Below are 19575 nucleotides of genomic sequence, written 5' to 3' on the forward strand. Positions count from 1 at the left end.
CGCGGGCGGAACGGGAAGAGCGGCCCGATGCGTATTACCGTCACAGGCCGGGCGAAACCCCCTCTGCACAAGGCTTGATTTATGTCTCGGCGATGTCCTCGCCCCATTCGCTGGGGTGGAGCTCGATGTAACGACGCATGAGCGCCGCGCATTTCGGATCGTTCAGAACGACGACCTCGACGCCCTGCGACCGCAGAAAGTCCTCGTTTCCGCCGAAATTCACGTTCTCGCCGACGACGACGCGCGGGATCTTGAATTGCACGATCGTTCCCGAGCACATCATGCAAGGCGAGAGGGTCGTATAGATGGTCGTGTCCCGATAGGTGCTTTGCCGACCGGCGTTTTCGATGCAGTCCATCTCCCCGTGGAGGATGGGACTGCCGCGCTGTATGCGCTGGTTATGTCCGCCGCCGATGATCTTTCCGTCGCGCACGAGCACCGACCCGATCGGAAGCCCGCCCTCCGAGAAACTCTTTTCGGCGAGCCGATAGGCCTCGGCCATGAATTCTGCGTCAGAAGCAAGCATCGTCTTTTCCCCGAGAACCAATGCGGCATTCTCGCATCGCTGGCGGAGCGATCAAGCGCCGTTCGAGGACCGCAGGCGCCCTCGCCCGCCCTCCAGCCGCTTCGCCGCGGAAAGCGCCGCTTCCCGCGCGGCCGCCATCTCGCCTGCCCGCTTGTCTCTGATCCGCTCGGCCATCCCCGCCGGCGCCCGTTCCGGCGCGCCGGCGTCATAGGGCGGCTGGGGGTCGTATTCGACGAGAAGCTGCAGCATCTTGGCGTGATCTTCGCCGCGCAGCAAACTCGCGAGCGTCAGGCCGAAATCGAGCCCCGCGGTCGCGCCGCCGCCCGTCACGCGGTTGCGGTCGATGACGACGCGCTCGGGCACGAGCTCGGCGCCGAACAGCGGCAGCAGGTCGCGCACCATCCAATAGCTCGTCGCCTTGTAGCCCGTGAGCAGCCCTGCGGCGCCGAGCAGCAGCGACCCCGTGCAGACGCTTGCGACATATTTCGCGCGCGCGCCGCGATCGGCGAGAAAGTCCAGCACGGCGCCGTCGCGCAGGAGCGGCATCGCGCCCTTGAGGCCGCCAGGAACGAAGAGAACGTCGAGATTTGCGGGACAGGAAGCGAAGTCGTGTGTGGCGGCGTAGGTCACGCCCAGATCGCTGACGATCGGTCCGCGGTCTTTCCAAACATAAAAAACGTCCGCGTCGCCGAGACGCTGCAGAAAAGTCTGCGGCCCGATGAGGTCGACGTCGAACATATCCGGATAGATCAGCATTGCAATCTGCAGCATGACCGCCCTTTCAATGAAAGCTCGTCCGCGATCTTGGCTGCAAATTAGTTCAATGTGCAACGTCCCTGCAGTTTGGTCGACACTTTGTTCGTGGCCGCTTCGAAAGTGGCCTCGCCGCTGTCGGGGTCATAATTGATGAAAAGCTCCGTGTAGAAGAGCGTGCGCTTTTGCGTGAGAACGCCGGCGCCGAGCGTCGCTTTGCCGTCTTCCGTTTTGGAATACAGAAATTTGATCGAGTCCCCGAACATGAGCTTTTTGTCGAGCCATATGCGCCCGTTGTAGACGGACCCGTCGTCGCCTGAGTTCTTGGAGGCGAGCTTGATGGTGACTTTGGAAGGCGCGCCCTCCTTCCCGAAGACGCACTCCAATTTCCGTGACTCGGCGATTTCCAGACGTAAAGACTTGGCTAACTGCCTGGCCATGCCGGACTGCACCACGGCTGGGCTCAGCGCCAATGCAAAGACAAAAAAGGCGGCTGTGGCGCTCCCTGCAAACATCGACGACCCTCTGAAGCCAGAGGAAATAAGATATGTCGCTTTGCGCCGAAAACCCGCTCCAGTCCTCCCGGCAAGCCAGGCGGCGGAGCTTTGCGCCTGTCAAGCCGCCTTTTTCTGATAGTCCTTCACGTCCGAGAATTTGATGTCCGGGTTTCGCTCGGCGTCATAATTGAGCTGAAAGGCCGACGGCGACATGAACACCGGCGCGCCGTCGAGATCGTCGGCGATGCTCGAACCATGCGAGTCGAGGAAGCTTTTGAGCTTGACGGGATCGTCCGACGTCACCCAGCGGCAGACGGTGAAGCGCGGCTGCTCATACCGCGTCGTGAGGCCGTATTCGGCGTCGAGACGCGTCGCGAGCACGTCGAGCTGCAGCGCGCCCACGACGCCGACGATCGAGCCGGAGCCGTCATGCGGCGTGAAAACCTGCACGACCCCCTCTTCCGCAAGCTGCTGCAAGGCTTCGCGCAGCTTCTTGGCCTTCATCGCGTCCGAGATGAGAATGCGGCGGAGAATTTCAGGGGCGAAGCTCGGCACGCCGCGAAACACGAGATCCTCGCCCTCCGTCAGCGTATCGCCAATGCGCAGCTGCCCGTGATTGGGCAGGCCGACCACATCGCCGGCATAGGCCTCGTCGGCGATGGAGCGGTCGCGCGCGAAGAAGAACTGCGGCGCGTTCAATGGGATATTCTTGCCCGTGCGAATGAGCTTCGCCTTCATCCCGCGCGTGAGCTTGCCCGAGCAAACGCGCATGAAGGCGATGCGGTCTCGATGGTTGGGATCCATATTCGCCTGAATCTTGAAGACGAAGCCGGTCATCTTCGGCTCGCCGGCTTCGACGGCGCGCTTGTCGGCCGCCTGCGCGCGCGGGCTCGGCGCATATTCGGCCATCGCGTCGATCAGGTCGCGCACGCCGAAGTTCCGCAGCGCGCTGCCGAAGAAGACGGGCGTGAGATGGCCCTCTCGGAACGCTGAAAGATCGAAGGGTTTCGAGCCTTCCGCCGCCAGCATCGCTTCGTCCCGCCAGGCGTCGGCGGCGCCTTGCGGCAACAGCGTGTCCAAGATCGGATCGTCGAGGCCGCGCGTCTGCGTGAGCTCGTCGTCCTTGTCGATTTTGCGAATGGTCTTCGTCGCGAAACGATAGGTGCCGGCGAAATTCTTGCCGGAGCCGATCGGCCAGGTGACGGGCGTCGTGTCGAGCGCCAGCGTCTTTTCGATCTCGTCGAGAAGCTCGAAGGGATCGCGGCCTTCGCGGTCGAGCTTGTTGACGAAGGTGACGATGGGAATGTCGCGCAGGCGGCAGACTTCGAAGAGCTTGCGGGTGCGCGCCTCGATGCCCTTGGCGGCGTCGATCACCATGACGGCGGCGTCGACGGCGGAAAGGGTCCGATAGGTGTCTTCCGAAAAGTCCTCGTGGCCGGGCGTATCGAGCAGATTGAAAACGCAGCCGCCATATTCGAAGGTCATCACGGAGGTGACGACGGAAATGCCGCGCTCGCGCTCGATGCTCATCCAGTCCGAGCGCGTCTGCTGCGCATTGCGCTTGGCCTTCACCGCGCCGGCGAGTTGGATCGCGCCGCCGAAAAGCAGCAGCTTTTCGGTGAGCGTCGTTTTGCCGGCGTCGGGGTGCGAGATGATCGCGAAGGTGCGTCGCCGTGAGACTGGGTCTCGGGTATCGGGAGTCGTCAAGGAAAGCTCGTTTGGCCAATTGGTCTGGCGCACGCCTTAAAGGCAAGCGCGTCCCTTCGCAATCCCGAGACGGATTCAACCCCCCTCGTCGGCCCGCTTCGCGGGGCCGTCTTCGCGTTCGGCGCGAAGGGAGGAACAGTGAAGGTTTACGCGAAATCTTGCGCCAGCGCCGCCCGCGTCGCTTCCGACAACACCGCCATATGGCTGTAATTGGGATGCGAGAGGCCCAGAATCACCCGCGTATTCGGTTCGCGGAAGGCCGCGACCTCGGCGTCGGTGAAAGGAAAGTGCACGAATTGCACCGAGCTCGCCTTGCCGTCGGCGCTGGTGCGGTCCTGATCGGTTTCGGCTTTGGCGCCGACCCGCGCGCCGCCGACCTCGATAAAGGCGGTCTCCTCGACGCCGCCGAGCCCCGCGAGCACGCGCGCGCGCCGCAAGGGATCGTCGATCTCGATCATGAAGGTGGCGACCAGCTCGCGCCCCTTGGGGATCAGCGGATTATAGGCGGCGAGCTCTTCAGGGATCTGCGCGTCGCCGCCGCGCTCGATGTGCAGCATCTCCTGCACCTGCAGCCACATCGTGTCGAAGCTTTCGAAATAGAAGGTCACGAAGGGACCGACCTCGACGCGTCGGTTTCGCTTGATCGCGGTGATGCGCCGGCGATGCTCGGCGCGCCCCTTGGCGTATTCCGCCCAGGGAAGAATGTCGGCGCGGGTGAGTTCGTGACGGTTCGTCATCTCGTTGGTGCTCCGTAACCTCGAACTACGCTGTCAAACCAAGGGCGCCCCTCGTGCTTCGAGACGCCGCCTTTGGCGGCTCCTCAGCATGAGGGGCTTGCTCGTTGTCGCATCCACTTGGGCCTCATCCTGAGGAGCGAGCGAAGCTCGCGTCTCGAAGGTCGAGGCCGCCTCTCAGTATTAGCGGCTTTTTCCTGCGTCCTTCGAGACGGCCGCAAGCGGCCTCCTCAGGATGAGGAAAAGCGAGCCGCGCGCTTCTATTCGCTCGTCACCCCGTAAGCCCGCGCCATCAGCACGATTGGGTGACCAACCCGCTCCGGCTTCGGCGCGTCGCCGGCAAGCTGTTCGATTCCCTGCTCCAGATGGATGCCGGCGAGCGGGCATTCCGAGACCACATGTTTCTTGCCCGCCGTATTGAGCTGGCGCATCGCCGGCTTGCCGACCTTCATCGCCGTTTCGAAATTGCCCTTCTTATAACCCCAGGCGCCGCCATGTCCGGAGCAGCGCTCGACGACGGCGACATCCGCCTGCGGGATGAGATTGAGCAGCTCAGCGCCCTTCTGGCCGAAATTCTGCGCGCGAGAATGGCAGGACATATGGAAGGCGACGCCGCCCTCGATCGGCGCCATGCCGTCGACGAGCCCCTCCTTGCGCGCGATGTCGACGATATATTCGGAAAGATCGAAGGTCGCCTCGGCGAGCCGTTTCACGCTGGCGTCATTGGGCAGAATCAGCGGCCATTCGAATTTCAGCATCAGCGCGCAGGACGGGACAGGAGCCACAATATCGTAGCCCTGCTCGATGTAGGGTGCGAAAGCGGCCGCAACTTTACGCGCGGCTTCGGCGACTTCGCCGAGCAGCCCCTGTTCGAGCTTGGGCATGCCGCAGCAGTGCGGATGCACCACCTCGGTCTCGACGCCGTTCCTTGCGAGCACGGCGAGCGCCGCCATGCCGATCGATGTGTCGTTGTAATCGCCGTAACAGGTGGCGTAGAGCGCCGCCTTGCGCGCCCGCGCGGGCGCCTTCTCGTTGCGCGCCGGCGGATTGGCCTTGGCTTTCGCCTGCAGCGACTGGTTGGCGTATTCCGGCAGTTCGGCGTCCTTGTCGATGCCGGCGAATTTCTCTTCGAGCCCACGCAACGGACTGCCGCGTCGCGTCGCCCAATTGACGGCGCCGGAAATCAGGGTCGCCCATTTGCCGTTGCGGTCCGTCTCGGTCAACGCATGATCGATCGCGCCAACGCCGTTCTTCTTCGCTTCCACTGCGCGATAGCGCAAAATCAGGTGCGGGAAGTCGAGATTGAACTCGTGCGGCGGCACGTAAGGGCACTTGGTGAGGAAGCACATGTCGCAGAGCGTGCAGGCGTCCACAACCTTCTTGAAATCGGCGCTCGCGACCGTGTCGAGTTCGCCGCTCTTCGATTCGTCGACGAGATCGAAGAGCCGCGGAAAGGAATCGCAGAGATTGAAGCAGCGGCGGCAGCCGTGACAAATATCGAAGACGCGCCGCATCTCGGCGTCGAGCTTCTCCTCGTCATAGAAATCGGGATTTTCCCAGTCCAGCGGATGCCGGGTGGGCGCTTCGAGACTGCCTTCTCTCATGATCGTCCTGTCAAAACCCGAGTCGCCCTCTCCCCGCGTGCGGGGAGAGGGATCTAAAGCGCTTACTTCAGCTCGTCGAGCGCGCGCTGGAAGCGGCCGGCGTGCGAACGCTCGGCCTTGGCCAGCGTCTCGAACCAGTCGGCGATCTCGTCGAAGCCCTCTTCGCGCGCCGAGCGGGCCATGCCGGGATACATGTCGGTATATTCATGGGTCTCGCCGGCGACGGCGGCCTTCAGATTGTCGGACGTCTTGCCGATCGGCAGGCCCGTCGCCGGATCGCCGACCCCCTCCAGGAATTCGAGGTGGCCATGGGCGTGGCCGGTCTCGCCTTCGGCGGTGGAACGGAACACGGCGGCCACGTCATTGTAGCCTTCGACGTCGGCCTTCTGAGCGAAATACAGATAGCGGCGGTTTGCCTGCGACTCGCCGGCGAAAGCGGCCTTCAGGTTCTCTTCGGTCTTGCTGCCCTTGAGCGATGCCATTATTGCCTCCAAGGAGAATTGGGCGCGCGCGGAACCCGCCAGGAGCTCCGGCGACGCTTCCTTAGAATAATTCAAAACTGGCCGACGGCCAACTGATTTTAGACATTTGCCCGCCGCTTTTCGCCCAGCGCGGGCTGCGGCGGGGCCTAAGCCTCACCCCCGCTTGATTCCGACCACCATGGCGTCGGGGCCGACCAGATGCTCGACCCGCGTCTCCGCGAAGCCTGCTTCCTTCATCCAGCCCTGGCAGTCGGCGCCGGTGTAGTCGAAGCCGCCGGCCGTCTCGATCAGCATATTGAGGCTCATCAGCAAGCCGAAAGCGTTATCGCGGCGATCGTCGTCGATGAGCGCCTCATAGACGATCAGCGCGCCGCCCGAGGGCAAAGCGTCATAGGCCTTTTTGAGCAGCGTGCGTTTCTGGGCCAGGTCCCAGTCGTGCAGGATATGGCCCATGATGAGCACATCCGCGGCCGGCAGGGGATCAGCGAAGAAGTCGCCGGCGTAAAAGCGCAGCCGGTCGGCGAGGCGATGGGCGGCGACGAATTCCTCGAAGATGGGCTTCACCTGCGGCAGGTCGAAGCCGCCGCCCGTCAGATGCGGATGCGCGCGGGCGATTGTGGCCGGGACCATGCCCTGCGCCGCGCCGATATCGACGAAGCTCTTATAGCGGCTCCAGGGAAACTTGTCGGCGATAGCGTTGGCGGCGCCGGCGCTGACGCCGCTCATCGCCGCGAGAAAGCCCCGCAGCCGCGCCGGATCGGCGTAGAGCGCCGCGAAGAGATCGCCCTCCTCCTTGTTCTCGCTCTGACGCTTGCCGGTCTTCAGGGCTTCGGAGAGATGGCCCCAGCTCTCATAGAGGCGGGCGTTAGCCATCTCCAGCAGGCCGCCGACATAGCTCGGCTTGCCGCGAACGAGAAAAAAGTCGGATTCGGCGGTGTTGCGATAGACCCCCTCCTCGCGCTCGAGAAGCTTCAGCGCCACCAGCGCGTCGAAGAAATCGCGCGCGGAACGGGGATGCAGGCCCAGCCTTTCTCTCAACGTCTCACAGTCTGCGGGCGCTTCGCAAAGCGCGTCGAACGCGCCGAGCTCCACCGCCGTGAGCAACGCCTTGGCGTTCCAGAAGGACATGCCCAGCGAGAGGAGTTTTTCGGGCGAGGGCTTCAAGGTCATGGAATACGCCTCCCTATGCAGCTAGTTTCGTTCTATGGCGGATCGATATGACAGCTTCGCCGCTCTGGCGGCGCGAGAGATCGAGGGCGCGCATTATCGAATTCGAGTCGCGCAACGCGCCTCGCCCCTCGCCATTGTCGCGCCGCACGGCGGCTTCATCGAGCCGGGCACGTCGGAGGCGGCGCTCGCAATCGCCCACGAATGCTTTTCGTTCTATTGCTTCGAAAGTCTGACGCTGCGCGCCAAGGGCGACGGCCTGCACATTACTTCCACGCGCTTCGACGAGCCGCAAGCGTTGCAACTCGTGGCCGCGTCAGAAGTCGTGATCGGCGTGCATGGCCGCAAGAATGGCGACGACGGGGCGTCTGTCTGGGTCGGCGGATTGCACGAGGCGTTGCGCGACTCGATATGCGCCGCGCTTCTGGACAGCGGGTTTCGCGCCAAGCCGGTTGGCGAAGGGCATCCGCTCGCCGGACGCGACCCCCGAAATATCTGCAACAGGGGGCGCTGTGGCGCGGGCGTGCAACTCGAAATCCCACGCGCGCTGCGCATAAGCTTTTCGCATGACGAAGCCAGCCGCCATGCTTTCGCCGACGCCGTGCGCGGGGCGCTGCGTCAGGGCGGATGAGACACGGCGCCTGCGTGCTGTGCTCGACGCTCGCGACCGAACTCGGCGTCTTCGTCGCTCTCGCCGCTTGTTGCAACGGCGCAACCTGAGCGTCACGCCAACAACCTGAGCGTAGCATTGGCAGCGGCGCCGAAACGAGCCATCTTGAGCTTGTCTGTAAACGGTCGCTTAACTCGGCCTGGATCGGAGAGCGAGAGATGTCAAAAAACAAGTTCCTGCCCGTCAGCGTCGCCACTGTGGCCGCACTCTTGCTGGCTGCGCCTGCCTCGGCCAAATGCACGCAACCGAGCGGGAGATATTTCGGAGGGGGCGCGGGTCCAGCGTTTTCTAAGGCAGGCGCATTGCTGGGTAATCAGGTAGAAAACTGGGATCTGACTTTCCCCACCAGGACGGTCGACGGCACATTGTCAGTAGACGTTCGGACGCCTCCTCAGCCCGGCGTAGCTACGTCACTTTTCGGAACCTATTCCTTTACTGACAGGCCCCAGATCGGGGCCAAAATAACCTGGGATCCGGCGGGCTGTAAGGGTTCGATTTGGGTCGACGCAAACGTCAACATCACGTGGTACGGCGAGAATAAAACAAAAACGTTCCAGACGTATGTGCGCCAACCTCAAAAATACAATTACAGGAGCTCGAATCGCGGCGACGTCGTGATACTGACGATGGACCCGGATAGCGTCGCCGCTCAGTTCCCAGCCGGCCTTGCGTCGCCTCCCCCCTACATTCCGGGCTACAGCATCCGGCTCGAGCAGGAGTAAATGACGCAGCGGCGTCCCATGCGTGGGGCGCTGCTTGATTACGCGCGGAGACGGGGGGCCACAGTAGCGCCCGCGCGCCTAAACGCGTGTTGAACCTGCGCAGCAAATACGCCTCTCGCGCCTATCCCGTTCGCGAGCTTCCGCTCGACGCTGCAACCTGAGCGCAGCATTGGCGCGAACGTGAGAATCGCGCATCTTGAGCTTGTCTGTAAGCCGTCGCTCAACTCGGCCGGGATCGGAGAGCGTGAGATGTCAAAAAATAAGTTCCTACACTTCAGCGTTACGACTGCCTTCGCGCTCCTGCTGGCTTCCCCGGCCTTGGCGAATTGCCCGCAGCCGACTGGCGTCTATGTCGGCGGCGGCGGGGGACAGGTTACTTTACCGGGGAGCGTGCCGGCCGGAGGCCAGGTCGAGTCGTGGTATTTGCAGCTCCCAACAAAAACAGTCGTAGGGCGGATGAGGCTCCAAGTGCAGACGCCGCCCCAGCCGGGGGTCCCGACATCCGCGTTCGGATTCTATTCCGTCAACGATTTGGTGATCCTGCCAGTCGGGTCCGTCGGCGCCTATCCCATCACTTGGGACGCTGACCTCTGCGCGGGCACTCTGACCATAAATTTCAACCCCGTTGTCACCTGGGTTGATCAGAGCGGGAACAAGAAGACGCAATCGTATTTAGGGGGAGCGGACAAAGTATACAATATCACGATCGCAGATAACGGCTCTACTTTGGTGTTGGCCTTGGATCCGTCCAGCCTCGCCAGTCAATTCCAACCCACCGCCTTGGCCTTTCCCGCCTTCGTCCCCGGCTACAACATCCGGCTCCAAAAGCAATAAAGCTTCTCTCGCGACGTCATCGAAATGAACATTCGCAAATAGCAGGGAAAGCGAGCTTATGCTCGGGGAGTTTGACATGCCCAAATACGAAGTTCTTCTCGTCAATATCATCACTCTTGTCGCACTCTCGCTGGCGTCCCCGGCCCTGGCCGGATGCGCCCAGCCGATCGGCGTGTTTGTCGGCGGCGGTGCAGGGCCGGTTTATGCGAAAGGGGGCGCGCCGCTCGGAAGCCAGGCTGAAACCTGGAGAATACGTCTCTATAACGAGCCGCAGCGCGGTCCAAAGAGTGCGGTGGGCTCCGGTATAATACTCGTTCAGACGCCGCCCCAGCCCGGCGTCCAAACGTCCGCATTCGGCTATTACGAACGTAATAACGCGACTAGAAAATTTCGTTTGACTTGGAATGAGGACGAATGCACGGGCACTCTCTCTTTTGACGTTGAACCCTTCCAAGCCACCTGGATCGATCAAAAAGGCAATGCGACGACGCAGACTTACGTCAGGGCGGACAGAAAATATAACTATATGGCTGCGGCCGGCGGCTCTGTTTTGATCGCGACCTTGGACCCAACCATCCTTGCCGAGGGGTTCCGGCCCGATCCGTACGCCTTTTCGGCCTACGTCCCGGCCTACAGCATCCGACTCGAGAAGCAATAAGCTGTAACGACGACTCGTCAGGCCGCGATGATGCGTTGCCTGCAGGCGCCTCGTCCAGGAGCCGCAAAGACGGCCGTAGTGACGAAGCACGACATCATGCCTTCGCTGATGTCGTGCGCGCCGCGCGGCGCGAAGGCGCGATAAGGCGGCCTCGCGCTTTGCTCGATGCTTGCGACCGAAAGACGCTTCTTCTATCTCTCTCGCCGCCTTTGCAGGATGACCCTTTACGACGCTTCGTCGCGCGCGACTCAACCCGAGCTCTTTCGCGCAACCTGAGCGCAACATTGGCAATTGCGCCAAAATGAGACATCTTGAGCTTGTCTGTAAACGGCCGCCTGACCGGCTGGGATCGGAGAGCGAGAGAGATGTCACAAAACAAAATAGCGCCCGTCAGCGTCGCTGCCGCCGTCGCACTCCTATTGGCCTCTCCGGCCCTGGCGAAATGCGCGCAGCCGACTGGCGTCTATGTCGGCGGCGGCGCGGGGCCTGTCACATTAGCAGGGAGCGCGCCGGTCGGAGGCCAGGTCGAGAGTTGGTATTTGCAGCTACCAACAAAGAAAGTGGCGGGGCGTTTGACGCTCGAAGTTCAGAGCCCGCCCCAGCCCGGCGACCAGACCTCCGCTTTCGGATTCTATGCGGCCAAGGATTTGGCGATTCTACCGGAAGGGACGGCCGCAGCAGCCGGCGGCTTTCCCATCGTCTGGGATGAAGACAATTGCAAAGGCCTTCTCACCCTGAATTTCAATCCCCTTGTCACGTGGGTTGATCAAAGTGGCGACGAAGGAAAACGCCTGCATAGACAGCCGGAAACGAGCTTGCGCCCCGGGGAGCGAGAGATGAGAAAATACAACCTTCTAACGATTCATACCGCCACGATCGTCGCTCTCTTGCTGAATTCCCCGGCCTTGGCCCGATGCGCCAAGCCGACCGGCCGGTTTGTCGGCGGCGGCGCAGGTCCGGTTTATTCGAAAGGGGGCGCGGCGCTCGGAACCCAGACTGAAACCTGGGACGCCTTCATCGCGAAAACGGAGCCGGCGGCTGGCCCAAAAGGGCAAGGGAAGCTGGCGTCGAGCGTTGACATAGACGTTCGGACGCCGCCCCAGCCCGGCGTCCCAACATCCGTTTTTGGATATTATCACTTGAGCATGCAGTATCCAGATGGCTCTGTGAGCTGGGACGAGGACGCCTGCAGGGGCGCGCTCTCATTTCGCTTGACGAATGACGTATACATAACCCCCACGTGGGTCGACCAAAAAGGCGACAAAACAGGCGGTTCTTCGTTAAGCGACACGCCGCTCCATTTGCCGAAGATCAGATACAACCTGACGGCCGCAGCCGGCGGCTCTGTTTTGATCGCGACCTTGGACCCAACGAACCTCGCCGAACGATTCCTGCCCCGTGACGACGCCTTTCCAGCCTACGTCCCGGCCTACAGCATACGGCTCGAGAAGCAATAGAGCAGGTCCAGGGACAACCTCCAATACATTTGCGTAAACAGAGCCGGGAACGGCTTACGCTCGGGAGCGAGAGATGCCTAACTACAACGCTATGCCTATCTGCATCGCCACTGTCTTCGCAGTCTCGCTGGTTTCCCCGGCCGTGGCTCGCTGCGCCAGGCCGAACGGCTCGTTTGTCGGCGGCGGCGCAGGGCCGGTTTACGCCCCAGGGGGCGCGCTGCTTGGGAACCAGTCTGAAACCTGGAAAGGGTTCATCCCCATGAAAGATCCGACGAACTACGCAAAAGGCGGAGGAGGGAATTTCCGTATAGTCGTGCGCACGCCGCCACAGCCCGGCGTCCCGACGTCCGCTTTCGGCGACTATGGTTATTACATCGACTATCCAACGTATTCCTTGACGTGGGACGAGGACGCCTGCAGGGGCACACTCTCCCTTCCTTTCAAGAGCGGAATTAATGCTAGGTGGTTTGATCAAAATGGCAATCAGACGGAGCAAGAGTATCCGGGACCGCGGCCAATATACAATCTTACAGTAGCGGCCAACGGCTCTGTTTTGATCGCGACCTTGGACCCAACGAACCTTTCCACGCGGTACCCGTCCGATCCGCGCGCCCTTCCGGCCTACGTCCCGGCCTACAGAATCCGGCTCGAGAAGCAATGAGCTCTTCTGGAGCGCCTCATCAGGCCGGGATGCCGTTCGCCGCAGCCCCCTCGTCGCGGAGCCGCTGAGGCGGCTCTCAGAGCGAGGGCGGTTATCGACGGATTTTCACCCCTTCCGCTTTTTCCCGGCATAGGGATTTTCACCGGCGCGCCGCGAAATGCGGATCGGCACGCCCGGGAGATCGAAGGTCTTGCGCAGGCCGTTGATGAGGAAGCGCTCGTAACTCGTCGGCAATTCCTCGAGCTGGTTGCCGAACAGCACGAAATGCGGCGGGCGCGATTTCGCCTGAGTCATGTAGCGGATCTTGATGCGCCGGCCCGAGACGGCCGGCGGCGGCGTCTCTTCGACGGCCTGCAACAGCCAGCGGTTCAGCCGCGCGGTGGCGATGCGCCGGTTCCACACTTCATGGACGGAGACGATCGCCTCCATGAGCCTGTCGAGCCCCTGCCCCGTCGCGCCCGAGACCGGCACGACCGGACAGCCGCGCACCTGCGGCAGCAGGCGCTCCGCGTCCTCGCGCAGCTTCGTAAGCGTCGCGCCCTTGTCTTCCACCAAGTCCCATTTGCCGAGCCCGATGACAAAGGCGCGTCCCTCGCGGGCGGCGAGATCGGCGATGGTCAGATCCTGCTTTTCGAAAGGGATGGTCGAGTCGATGAGCAGCACGACCACTTCCGAAAAGCGCACCGCGCGCAGCGCATCGGCGGCGGAGAGTTTTTCGAGCTTGTCGACGACCTTGGCGCGCTTGCGCAGGCCCGCCGTGTCGAAGAGCTTCATCTTGCGGTCGCGCCAGAGGAAGTCGACGCCGATCGAGTCTCGCGTGATGCCCGCTTCCGGCCCCGTGAGCAGCCGCTCCTCCCCGAGAATGCGGTTGATGAGGGTGGATTTGCCGGCGTTGGGCCGCCCCACCACCGTGATGCGCAAGGGCTTGGTGACGTCGAGGTCGCTGCCGTCCTCTTCGTCGTCGTAGAGGTTCTCCTCCTGGGTCTCGTCTTCCTCGGCGGGCTCTGCGGTCTGTTCGGGAAGCGCCTCGCGGAGCGCGTCATAGAGCGCGCCGGCGCCTTCGCCATGTTCGGCGGAAAAGGGCACGGGATCGCCGAGGCCGAGCGAGAAGCTCTCCAGCACGCCGGATTCCCCCGCCTTCCCTTCCGCCTTGTTGGCGAGGAGAATCACCGGCTTCCCCGCGCGGCGCACGAGGTCGGCGAAATATTTGTCCTCCGGCGTCACCCCGGCGCGCGCGTCGATGACGAAGAGAATGGCGTCGGCTGCGAGAATGGCGCTCTCGGTCTGGGCGCGCATGCGCCCCTCGAGCGTCGCGCGCGCCCCCTCCTCGAGCCCCGCCGTATCGATGATCGTAAAGCGCAAATCCGCGAGCTTCGCCTCGCCCTCGCGGCGGTCGCGGGTCACGCCCGGCCTGTCGTCGACCAGCGCCAGCTTCTTGCCGGTCAGCCGGTTGAACAGCGTCGACTTGCCGACGTTGGGCCGGCCGATGATGGCGAGCGAGAAAGACATGGGCGAACCCTTGAACCTTTATAACGCGAAACCCTCTCCGGGCAGGAGAGGGTCCCATGTCAACGACCAGTGCGGAGCACCGCCCCTCGTGCTTCGAGACGCCGCCTTCGGCGGCTCCTCAGCATGAGGGGCTGTCTATCGCCGCATCCTGCCTGAGGCCTCATCCTGAGCAGCGAGCAAAGCTCGCGTCGAAGCCTCATCCTGAGGAGCGAGCGAAGCTCGCGTCTCGAAGCCTCATCCTGAGGAGCGAGCGAAGCTCGCGTCTCGAAGCCTCATCCTGAGGAGCGAGCGAAGCTCGCGTCTCGAAGGAGCCCCGCCTCTCACTTCGCAGGCGAAGCCTCGAGCGGGGCGCTGCCGGCGGGCATGGCCCCGCCCGACTCGGGCTCGATCACCGGGGTGACGTTGATCTTGCCGCCGTCGACCCCGCCGCCGGCCGCGGCCGGAGCGGGCTTGGGGCCGCGCTTGGCGTGCAGAAGCCCCTTATAGGCCGAGGCGCGCTGGCGCATGGATTGGGGCGCGTCCGCGTTGGCGAGCACCTGCTCGAAGACCCGTTCGGCCTCGTCGAAATCGTCGTTGAAGAGCGCGTCGAGGCCGTTCCATTCCTGCGCGGAGAAGCGGAACGGGCCGTCCGAGATCATCAGCGGCCCCAGCGCGCGCTCCAGCTTCTGCCGGTCGTCGCCTTCGAGCACGATCAAGGCGGCGCGCAGCAGCGCGATGTGCTGGGTCAGCTTGTCGACGTTGGGGTCTTCGCCGATGGCGTTGAGTTCGGCGAAAGCTTGCGTCTTATCCGGCCGCGCCTCGGCGGCGCGGATGCGGGCGAGCGCGGCATAGCCCTTGGGAGCGTCCTTGGCGAGCGCGTCGAAGGCGGCCGCCGCCTCGGCGTTCTTGCCCTCTTCGGCGAGCTGCACGGCGGCCACATAGCGGGCGTTCGCAGCCTCCGCGGCCTTCAGGCGCTTGTCCTGATAATAGCTCCAGGCGCCGGTCGCGGCGACGATGAGAAAGGCGACGACGAAAATCGGCGTCTGATAGCGCCGCCACAGTTCGGCGGCCTTGTCCCGGCGGACGTCCTCGTCGACCTCATGGAAAATGTCCGACATCTCTCGCGCGACCCTTGCGTTTCCTGACCCGTTGTTCTTGCCCCGGCGGGGAGCGTCGGGGTTAGCACAGGCGGGCCGGAAAGGCGAGCATGACGCGAGAGGAAGCGCCATTGCCCGACCCGCCGCTGAAAAGCTACAGTCCCGCCCGCCATGCTCTATTACGTCGTCAAAGTCCTCCTCTCCGCCCTCGTCATCGTCGCCGTCTCGGAAATCGCCAAGCGCTCCACCGCCGTCGCGGCCTTCGTCGCCTCGCTGCCGCTCACCTCCCTGCTCGCCTTCGTCTGGCTCAGGATCGATGGCGCCGAGCCAAGCAGGATCGCCGAGCTCTCGGCGCAGATTTTCTGGCTGATCATCCCGTCGCTGGTGCTGTTCCCGACCCTGCCCCTGCTCGTCCGCTACGGATTCGGGTTCTGGACGAGCCTGGGGCTGTCCATGGCGGCGACGGCGGGCGCCTATCTGATGATGCTGCCGCTCCTGCGGCGCTTCGGCGTTGGAATTTGAGGAAGAGGCTCGCCGCTCTTCCCTCCCTTTACGGTCGAGGCGGCCCGCGCTTCTGGCCGGGCGCGGTTCGAGGGGCGCACATGACGCGCTGGCATTCCTGATCTATGGCCTCGCGCAACGACCGCCAGACGACATTGATCCGCGCCTCCGGCCCCCAATTGTAAAGCGCCTTGGCCACCTCGGCGATCGTTTCGTTGATCGGTTCGCTGCCGCCCTCCGCGAGTTCGTCCGAGAACAGCCGGGGTAGGCTGGGCCCCGCCCAGGCGTCCCAATGTTCATTGGCGTAATTGGAGACGCCGCGTTGCGCGGCGAGAAGCTCGGGCGTGAAGGGCGCGAAGCGGCGATGCAGCGGGCCGTCCGGGGGTTCCGCGCGCCAGGCGTCGCGGACCACGAAATAGCGCAGATGCTGAAGCTCATGGGCGAGACAACAGCCGAGCCGCGCGTCGCTCATGTCGGGGTCGTAGTAGATCGTCACGCGCCCATCGGGCGTCGCCTCTCCCTCCGAAGCGAAACTCTGGCCCAAATAGGGAAAGACCTTGCGCTCGGGGCTGAGCGTCACGACGGCGGGGTCGTGGCCGAATTCGACAGCCAAGGCGCGAAGCTTCTCACGCTTGCGCAGAAAATCCGGCGTGTCGGAGACAGCCTCCGACGGCGCGGGCCAGTGGGACTCGTCGGGGTCGTGGGTGATGCGCCAGTCGAAGTCCCCATGGGCGTCCGCCACATGCGCCCACCAGCGCCGCCCGTCGCGCTGGAATGGCGAGAGGTCATTGACCTTGACGCAGGGAAAGAGGCCGGGCCTGGTCCGCGCCCCCGCCAGCACGGCCCCAACCATCCGCCGGCCGAGCCCCCCCTCGATCGAATTGATCTGCTCGAACACAATTGCCGGCGGCTCGTAGCCGCCAGCGATGAGCACGGCGACGCCGGACGCCTCCTTGCTGTCGGGCGTGGTGATGAGCCTGTCCGACGTCGACCCCCTGATCTCGACGAAGCGCCTCCCGTAAGACTGCGCGCCGACACGAAGGCCGAGCGCCGCAAGATTGGCGCGAACCGCCTCGGCCACCGCCTCGATCGCGGGCTCGACCGCCTTTTCCCGTCGGGGCCGCAGAAAATCGAAGACGCCCATCGCCTCCTCCCGGAGGCCAGAGTTTACCCTGGCGAAGAGCCTTCATCCAGGCGCCGTCGATAGAGCCCCGTGATCTGCGCCTGCGCGAGAACGTGTTTCGAGGCTTCTGTCTCGACCTCTTCGCAACTCGGATGCGTGCGGATCGCGAGTTCGGCGCAGTCGAGCGCCAGCAGGCGGAATCGATAGCGATGCAGGCCGTCGTCCTCCGGCGGACAGGGGCCGACATAGCCGAGTTCGTCGAAGTCATTCACGCCATGCCGAAAGTCCTCGAAGCCTTCGGGACGGCCCGCCCCTTCGACCAGGGCGGTGTGATAGGCGGGAATATCGTAGCAGGCCCAGTGGTGAAAGACGCCGTCCGGCGCATCGAGATCGTCGACGAACAGGACGAAGCTCTTCACCGCCTTTGGAGCGTTGCTCCAGTGCAGCGGCGGCGACATGTCTTCGCCGTCGCAGGTGAAGTGCTGCGGTAGGGCCCCGCCGTCGATAAACGCCTCGCTCATCAATTTCATTTCATTGCCTCCTGCGGAGCGGCGACCCTACGCCGCGCAGGTCGCGCCGGACTGGAAAGCCGGCCCTTTGCCTTCCCGCCAAATTTGCCTAGTTTCTGCTTTGCCGCCGGAGCCGGGAGAGCCTGAATGACGAGAACGCGGTTGGTTTGGAGCCTTGTTGTCGCCCTGTTGTCCGGCCCGGCGCTCGCCGTGCTGATCCTGCTCCTGCCGTTTGGCGTGTTGACGGGAATCTCCGCCGCGCTCGACCCCGCTCTGGCGATCTATGAATTCACGCCGGAGAAAGCGCTGCTCGTCCCCTTTGTCCTCCTGGCCGCGCTCATCTCCGCCGCCAATGTCCGGCTGGCGCTCATCATGTCGCGCGACCGAAACGCGGGGCGGTTGTTCGAGGCGACGACCGACCGTTACGTCGGCGATCCGAGCGGCGCGCAGAATATCCACGGCCACCCGGGCCGCCAGTTCGCGCTGGATTTCACCGAGTTTCTTCGAGCCCGCGACGGCGAGCGTCTGAAGCTCGGAGATCCGGTCGGCGAGGATTACGGGTGGGGTTTCTGGATCGGCGAGAAGGGCTTTTCACCGCTTTGGGTCGCGATCGCCCATGCCGGACGGCCCCTGCCCGACGAGCCGGCCGAAGATTACATCCTCGCCGTCACGCTGGAGCCGCCGCTCCTGCCTTGGCGGCGCCTCGTCTACACCCCCGATTTCGCGCTGCGCGACGAGGTCGAGCGGCGTCTCATCGACTTCCTGCACAGCCGCGGCGTCAGCTTTGTCACCGAGTCGGAAGACTGGGTCGATCCCGAACCCAAGACCCATCCGGCGCCGAAATTCTAAGTCATCCCAGGATGACATGCGGCACGAAGCGCGACTGGTTTGACGTAAGCGGCGTCGCGTCGTCGCGAACGCCCATGCCGGCCGGGACGCCGCCGACGATCCAGGCGCCGACGACCGGATAGCGTCCGTCGAAGGACGGCGGCAGATGCAAAGCCTGCCTTACATGGCCCTCGGCCCCGTAGCCGCCGGAAGCGCTTACGAGGGTCCGCCCCTCTTGCACCAGCACGACGTTGGCTCCCTCGCGAGAATAGATCGGCTTCTCGGCGTAGCTGCCGAGCGCGCCGGCGCGCGGGTCGTCGGAAAAATAGCATTCGAGCAGATTGGGATGACCCGGCGCCATCTCCCACAACAACGCCAGCATGCCCTTGTTGGAAAGAACCGCCTTCCACGGCGGCTCCAGAAAGCGCGTGACGCGCATGGCCGGCGCATGGGAAAATTCGTCGGCGAACATCCATTCCCAGGGATAAAGCTTGAAGAGCGTCTCGATCGGGCGGCCGTCGCGATCGTAGAATTGCGCGTCTTTGAGCCCGATGTCCTGCATGTCGAGCAGCGCGGCGGCGCTGCCGGCCTGCGCGGCGCAATCGGCGAGATAGGCGGCCGTGCCGAAATCCTCGACATTGTCGCTCATCGCCGCAAGATGCACGAAGCGCTTGCCGAGAACTTCCGCCCAGCGCGCCACGAGCCGCTCATGCAGCGAATTGAACTGATCGGCGCCGTCGGGAAGATCGCCGCGCGCGACGAGTTGCTCGACCCAATGCCACTGCACCACCGCGGATTCGAACAGGCTCGTCGGCGTGTCGGCGTTATATTCGAGAAGCTTCGCCGGCCCCTTGCCGTCATAGGCGAAATCGAAACGCCCGTAGAGCGAGGGGTCGCGGCGATTCCAGCTTTCCGCAATGACTTCGCGAGCGTGTTCAGGGACGCGCAGACGATTCATCAGCGATTCGCTGGCGATGATGCGGCCCGCCAGCTCGAGGCACATGGCGTCGATCTCGCTTGCCGCCGCCTCGATATCCTCCTCGATCTCGCGCAGCGTGAACACATAGCGGGCGCTCTCGTCCCAGTAGGGCGCGCCGTCCATCTGCGCATAAGCAAAACCGATCTTTTCGAAATGCGCCTTGGCGTCTGCGCGCGGCGGCGAAGATTCCCGCCGCATCAGCCGCCCCCTGAATAGCCGGAGCCCGAATGGCCGAAGCCGCCAAAGGACACGCCATGCGTCGAATAGGAACTGTGCGACGAATAGGACGAGCCGTGCGACGACGACCAACTGCTGCTGGAGCGGCGATACGAGGAGCCGCTGCGATGCTTGCAGATGAGCTCTTCGGGATTGGCGGGATCGGGCTCGCAATTGAGCTTGCGGTCGATCCAGTCGAACGCCTCATAGGCGCCGAGCGACACGGCGCCCATGATGACGAGCGTTACGGCCAGCGACCGCTTCTGCCCAAGACCCGCATTTGCGCCCCGCGCCGCCGGCTTGTGAGTGACGACCGGACGAGGCGGGCGTTTGCCGGGCTCCCTCGGCTTCTTCTCCGTCAT

General features: G+C 63.7%; 22 protein-coding genes. 8 read left to right on the forward strand and 14 right to left on the reverse strand.

The features are described from left to right. Positions 1-79: 79 nt before the first annotated feature. The 8 genes from RVU70_RS00895 to RVU70_RS00930 form a co-directional block, all read right to left on the reverse strand. Positions 80-526, reverse strand: a complete 447-nt coding sequence (locus tag RVU70_RS00895) for a nucleoside deaminase (RefSeq protein ID WP_363349224.1) — start codon at positions 524-526, stop codon at positions 80-82. A gap of 51 nt (positions 527-577) precedes the next feature. Continuing rightward, complete coding sequence (locus RVU70_RS00900) at positions 578-1297, reverse strand: DJ-1/PfpI family protein (RefSeq protein ID WP_363349225.1); 720 nt, start codon at positions 1295-1297, stop codon at positions 578-580. A gap of 44 nt (positions 1298-1341) precedes the next feature. Then, a complete protein-coding gene (locus tag RVU70_RS00905; protein WP_363349226.1) occupies positions 1342-1794 on the reverse strand; it encodes a hypothetical protein in 453 nt (150 codons plus the stop codon). A gap of 99 nt (positions 1795-1893) precedes the next feature. After that, entirely contained in the window at positions 1894-3483 is a 1590-nt protein-coding gene (locus tag RVU70_RS00910; protein WP_363349227.1) for a peptide chain release factor 3, read from the reverse strand. Between the two features lie 146 nt (positions 3484-3629). Beyond that, entirely contained in the window at positions 3630-4220 is a 591-nt protein-coding gene (locus RVU70_RS00915) for a DUF3501 family protein (RefSeq protein WP_363349228.1), read from the reverse strand. 257 nt (positions 4221-4477) lie between these two features. Further along, positions 4478-5821: a heterodisulfide reductase-related iron-sulfur binding cluster gene (locus RVU70_RS00920; protein WP_363349229.1), complete on the reverse strand. Its 1344-nt coding sequence runs from the start codon at positions 5819-5821 to the stop codon at positions 4478-4480. Between the two features lie 62 nt (positions 5822-5883). Next, complete coding sequence (locus RVU70_RS00925; RefSeq protein WP_363349230.1) at positions 5884-6303, reverse strand: rubrerythrin family protein; 420 nt, start codon at positions 6301-6303, stop codon at positions 5884-5886. A gap of 153 nt (positions 6304-6456) precedes the next feature. Next, positions 6457-7473 (reverse strand): methyltransferase, encoded by a 1017-nt coding sequence (locus RVU70_RS00930; protein WP_363349231.1) that lies wholly within the window; start codon positions 7471-7473, stop codon positions 6457-6459. Between the two features lie 34 nt (positions 7474-7507). Between RVU70_RS00930 and RVU70_RS00935 the strand changes: the two genes are divergently transcribed. The 6 genes from RVU70_RS00935 (at position 7508) to RVU70_RS00960 (ending at position 12472) form a co-directional block, all read left to right on the forward strand. Then, positions 7508-8101 (forward strand): poly-gamma-glutamate hydrolase family protein, encoded by a 594-nt coding sequence (locus tag RVU70_RS00935; protein ID WP_363349232.1) that lies wholly within the window; start codon positions 7508-7510, stop codon positions 8099-8101. Between the two features lie 197 nt (positions 8102-8298). After that, entirely contained in the window at positions 8299-8862 is a 564-nt protein-coding gene (locus tag RVU70_RS00940) for a hypothetical protein (RefSeq protein WP_363349233.1), read from the forward strand. Positions 8863-9111: 249 nt separating this feature from the next. Then, positions 9112-9696 (forward strand): hypothetical protein, encoded by a 585-nt coding sequence (locus tag RVU70_RS00945; RefSeq protein ID WP_363349234.1) that lies wholly within the window; start codon positions 9112-9114, stop codon positions 9694-9696. A gap of 76 nt (positions 9697-9772) precedes the next feature. After that, positions 9773-10354, forward strand: coding sequence for a hypothetical protein (locus RVU70_RS00950; RefSeq protein ID WP_363349235.1), 582 nt, complete (start codon positions 9773-9775; stop codon positions 10352-10354). Between the two features lie 365 nt (positions 10355-10719). Beyond that, positions 10720-11811, forward strand: a complete 1092-nt coding sequence (locus RVU70_RS00955) for a hypothetical protein (RefSeq protein ID WP_363349236.1) — start codon at positions 10720-10722, stop codon at positions 11809-11811. Positions 11812-11884: 73 nt separating this feature from the next. Further along, the gene (locus RVU70_RS00960; RefSeq protein WP_363349237.1) at positions 11885-12472 is read left to right on the forward strand and encodes a hypothetical protein; all 588 of its coding nucleotides are present in this window, start codon (positions 11885-11887) and stop codon (positions 12470-12472) included. 105 nt (positions 12473-12577) lie between these two features. Here RVU70_RS00960 and der read toward each other — a convergent pair whose 3' ends face one another. Together der and RVU70_RS00970 are read right to left on the reverse strand one after the other, a co-directional pair. Beyond that, positions 12578-13981 carry a ribosome biogenesis GTPase Der gene (der, locus tag RVU70_RS00965; protein ID WP_363349238.1) on the reverse strand — a complete coding sequence of 468 codons (1404 nt, stop codon included), beginning with the start codon at positions 13979-13981 and terminating at the stop codon, positions 12578-12580. A gap of 320 nt (positions 13982-14301) precedes the next feature. Beyond that, positions 14302-15078, reverse strand: coding sequence for a tetratricopeptide repeat protein (locus RVU70_RS00970; protein WP_363349239.1), 777 nt, complete (start codon positions 15076-15078; stop codon positions 14302-14304). A gap of 150 nt (positions 15079-15228) precedes the next feature. On the opposite strand from RVU70_RS00970, the gene RVU70_RS00975 reads away from it, so the two are divergent. Continuing rightward, positions 15229-15579 (forward strand): DUF3147 family protein, encoded by a 351-nt coding sequence (locus tag RVU70_RS00975; RefSeq protein ID WP_363349240.1) that lies wholly within the window; start codon positions 15229-15231, stop codon positions 15577-15579. Between the two features lie 28 nt (positions 15580-15607). Here the strand turns inward: RVU70_RS00975 and RVU70_RS00980 are convergent, their stop codons facing one another. Both RVU70_RS00980 and RVU70_RS00985 read right to left on the reverse strand, forming a co-directional pair. Beyond that, positions 15608-16702, reverse strand: coding sequence for a hypothetical protein (locus RVU70_RS00980; protein ID WP_363349241.1), 1095 nt, complete (start codon positions 16700-16702; stop codon positions 15608-15610). A gap of 23 nt (positions 16703-16725) precedes the next feature. Continuing rightward, entirely contained in the window at positions 16726-17211 is a 486-nt protein-coding gene (locus RVU70_RS00985; RefSeq protein WP_363349242.1) for a YbhB/YbcL family Raf kinase inhibitor-like protein, read from the reverse strand. 126 nt (positions 17212-17337) lie between these two features. Between RVU70_RS00985 and RVU70_RS00990 the strand changes: the two genes are divergently transcribed. Further along, positions 17338-18039, forward strand: a complete 702-nt coding sequence (locus RVU70_RS00990) for a hypothetical protein (RefSeq protein WP_363349243.1) — start codon at positions 17338-17340, stop codon at positions 18037-18039. Position 18040: 1 nt separating this feature from the next. Here the strand turns inward: RVU70_RS00990 and RVU70_RS00995 are convergent, their stop codons facing one another. Beyond that, the gene (locus tag RVU70_RS00995) at positions 18041-19195 is read right to left on the reverse strand and encodes a glutathionylspermidine synthase family protein (protein WP_363349244.1); all 1155 of its coding nucleotides are present in this window, start codon (positions 19193-19195) and stop codon (positions 18041-18043) included. Continuing rightward, on the reverse strand, positions 19195-19575 hold the full coding sequence (locus tag RVU70_RS01000) for a hypothetical protein (RefSeq protein WP_363349245.1): 381 nt from the start codon (positions 19573-19575) through the stop codon (positions 19195-19197). Before RVU70_RS01000 ends, RVU70_RS00995 begins: the two co-directional genes overlap by 1 nt.

Origin of the sequence: Methylocystis echinoides, from assembly GCF_040687965.1 — a bacterium.
GTDB lineage: Bacteria > Pseudomonadota > Alphaproteobacteria > Rhizobiales > Beijerinckiaceae > Methylocystis > Methylocystis echinoides_A.

Bases quoted from the DNA above. Each gene is read 5' to 3' on its own strand.
- RVU70_RS00895 (WP_363349224.1), bottom strand. From the start codon at position 526: ATGCTTGCTTCTGACGCAGAATTCATGGCCGAGGCCTATCGGCTCGCC.
- RVU70_RS00900 (WP_363349225.1), bottom strand. From the start codon at position 1,297: ATGCTGCAGATTGCAATGCTGATCTATCCGGATATGTTCGACGTCGAC.
- RVU70_RS00905 (WP_363349226.1), bottom strand. From the start codon at position 1,794: ATGTTTGCAGGGAGCGCCACAGCCGCCTTTTTTGTCTTTGCATTGGCG.
- RVU70_RS00915 (WP_363349228.1), bottom strand. From the start codon at position 4,220: ATGACGAACCGTCACGAACTCACCCGCGCCGACATTCTTCCCTGGGCG.
- RVU70_RS00920 (WP_363349229.1), bottom strand. From the start codon at position 5,821: ATGAGAGAAGGCAGTCTCGAAGCGCCCACCCGGCATCCGCTGGACTGG.
- RVU70_RS00925 (WP_363349230.1), bottom strand. From the start codon at position 6,303: ATGGCATCGCTCAAGGGCAGCAAGACCGAAGAGAACCTGAAGGCCGCT.
- RVU70_RS00930 (WP_363349231.1), bottom strand. From the start codon at position 7,473: ATGACCTTGAAGCCCTCGCCCGAAAAACTCCTCTCGCTGGGCATGTCC.
- RVU70_RS00935 (WP_363349232.1), top strand. From the start codon at position 7,508: ATGGCGGATCGATATGACAGCTTCGCCGCTCTGGCGGCGCGAGAGATC.
- RVU70_RS00940 (WP_363349233.1), top strand. From the start codon at position 8,299: ATGTCAAAAAACAAGTTCCTGCCCGTCAGCGTCGCCACTGTGGCCGCA.
- RVU70_RS00945 (WP_363349234.1), top strand. From the start codon at position 9,112: ATGTCAAAAAATAAGTTCCTACACTTCAGCGTTACGACTGCCTTCGCG.
- RVU70_RS00950 (WP_363349235.1), top strand. From the start codon at position 9,773: ATGCCCAAATACGAAGTTCTTCTCGTCAATATCATCACTCTTGTCGCA.
- RVU70_RS00955 (WP_363349236.1), top strand. From the start codon at position 10,720: ATGTCACAAAACAAAATAGCGCCCGTCAGCGTCGCTGCCGCCGTCGCA.
- RVU70_RS00960 (WP_363349237.1), top strand. From the start codon at position 11,885: ATGCCTAACTACAACGCTATGCCTATCTGCATCGCCACTGTCTTCGCA.
- der (WP_363349238.1), bottom strand. From the start codon at position 13,981: ATGTCTTTCTCGCTCGCCATCATCGGCCGGCCCAACGTCGGCAAGTCG.
- RVU70_RS00970 (WP_363349239.1), bottom strand. From the start codon at position 15,078: ATGTCGGACATTTTCCATGAGGTCGACGAGGACGTCCGCCGGGACAAG.
- RVU70_RS00975 (WP_363349240.1), top strand. From the start codon at position 15,229: ATGCTCTATTACGTCGTCAAAGTCCTCCTCTCCGCCCTCGTCATCGTC.
- RVU70_RS00980 (WP_363349241.1), bottom strand. From the start codon at position 16,702: ATGGGCGTCTTCGATTTTCTGCGGCCCCGACGGGAAAAGGCGGTCGAG.
- RVU70_RS00985 (WP_363349242.1), bottom strand. From the start codon at position 17,211: ATGAAATTGATGAGCGAGGCGTTTATCGACGGCGGGGCCCTACCGCAG.
- RVU70_RS00990 (WP_363349243.1), top strand. From the start codon at position 17,338: ATGACGAGAACGCGGTTGGTTTGGAGCCTTGTTGTCGCCCTGTTGTCC.
- RVU70_RS00995 (WP_363349244.1), bottom strand. From the start codon at position 19,195: ATGCGGCGGGAATCTTCGCCGCCGCGCGCAGACGCCAAGGCGCATTTC.
- RVU70_RS01000 (WP_363349245.1), bottom strand. From the start codon at position 19,575: ATGACGGAGAAGAAGCCGAGGGAGCCCGGCAAACGCCCGCCTCGTCCG.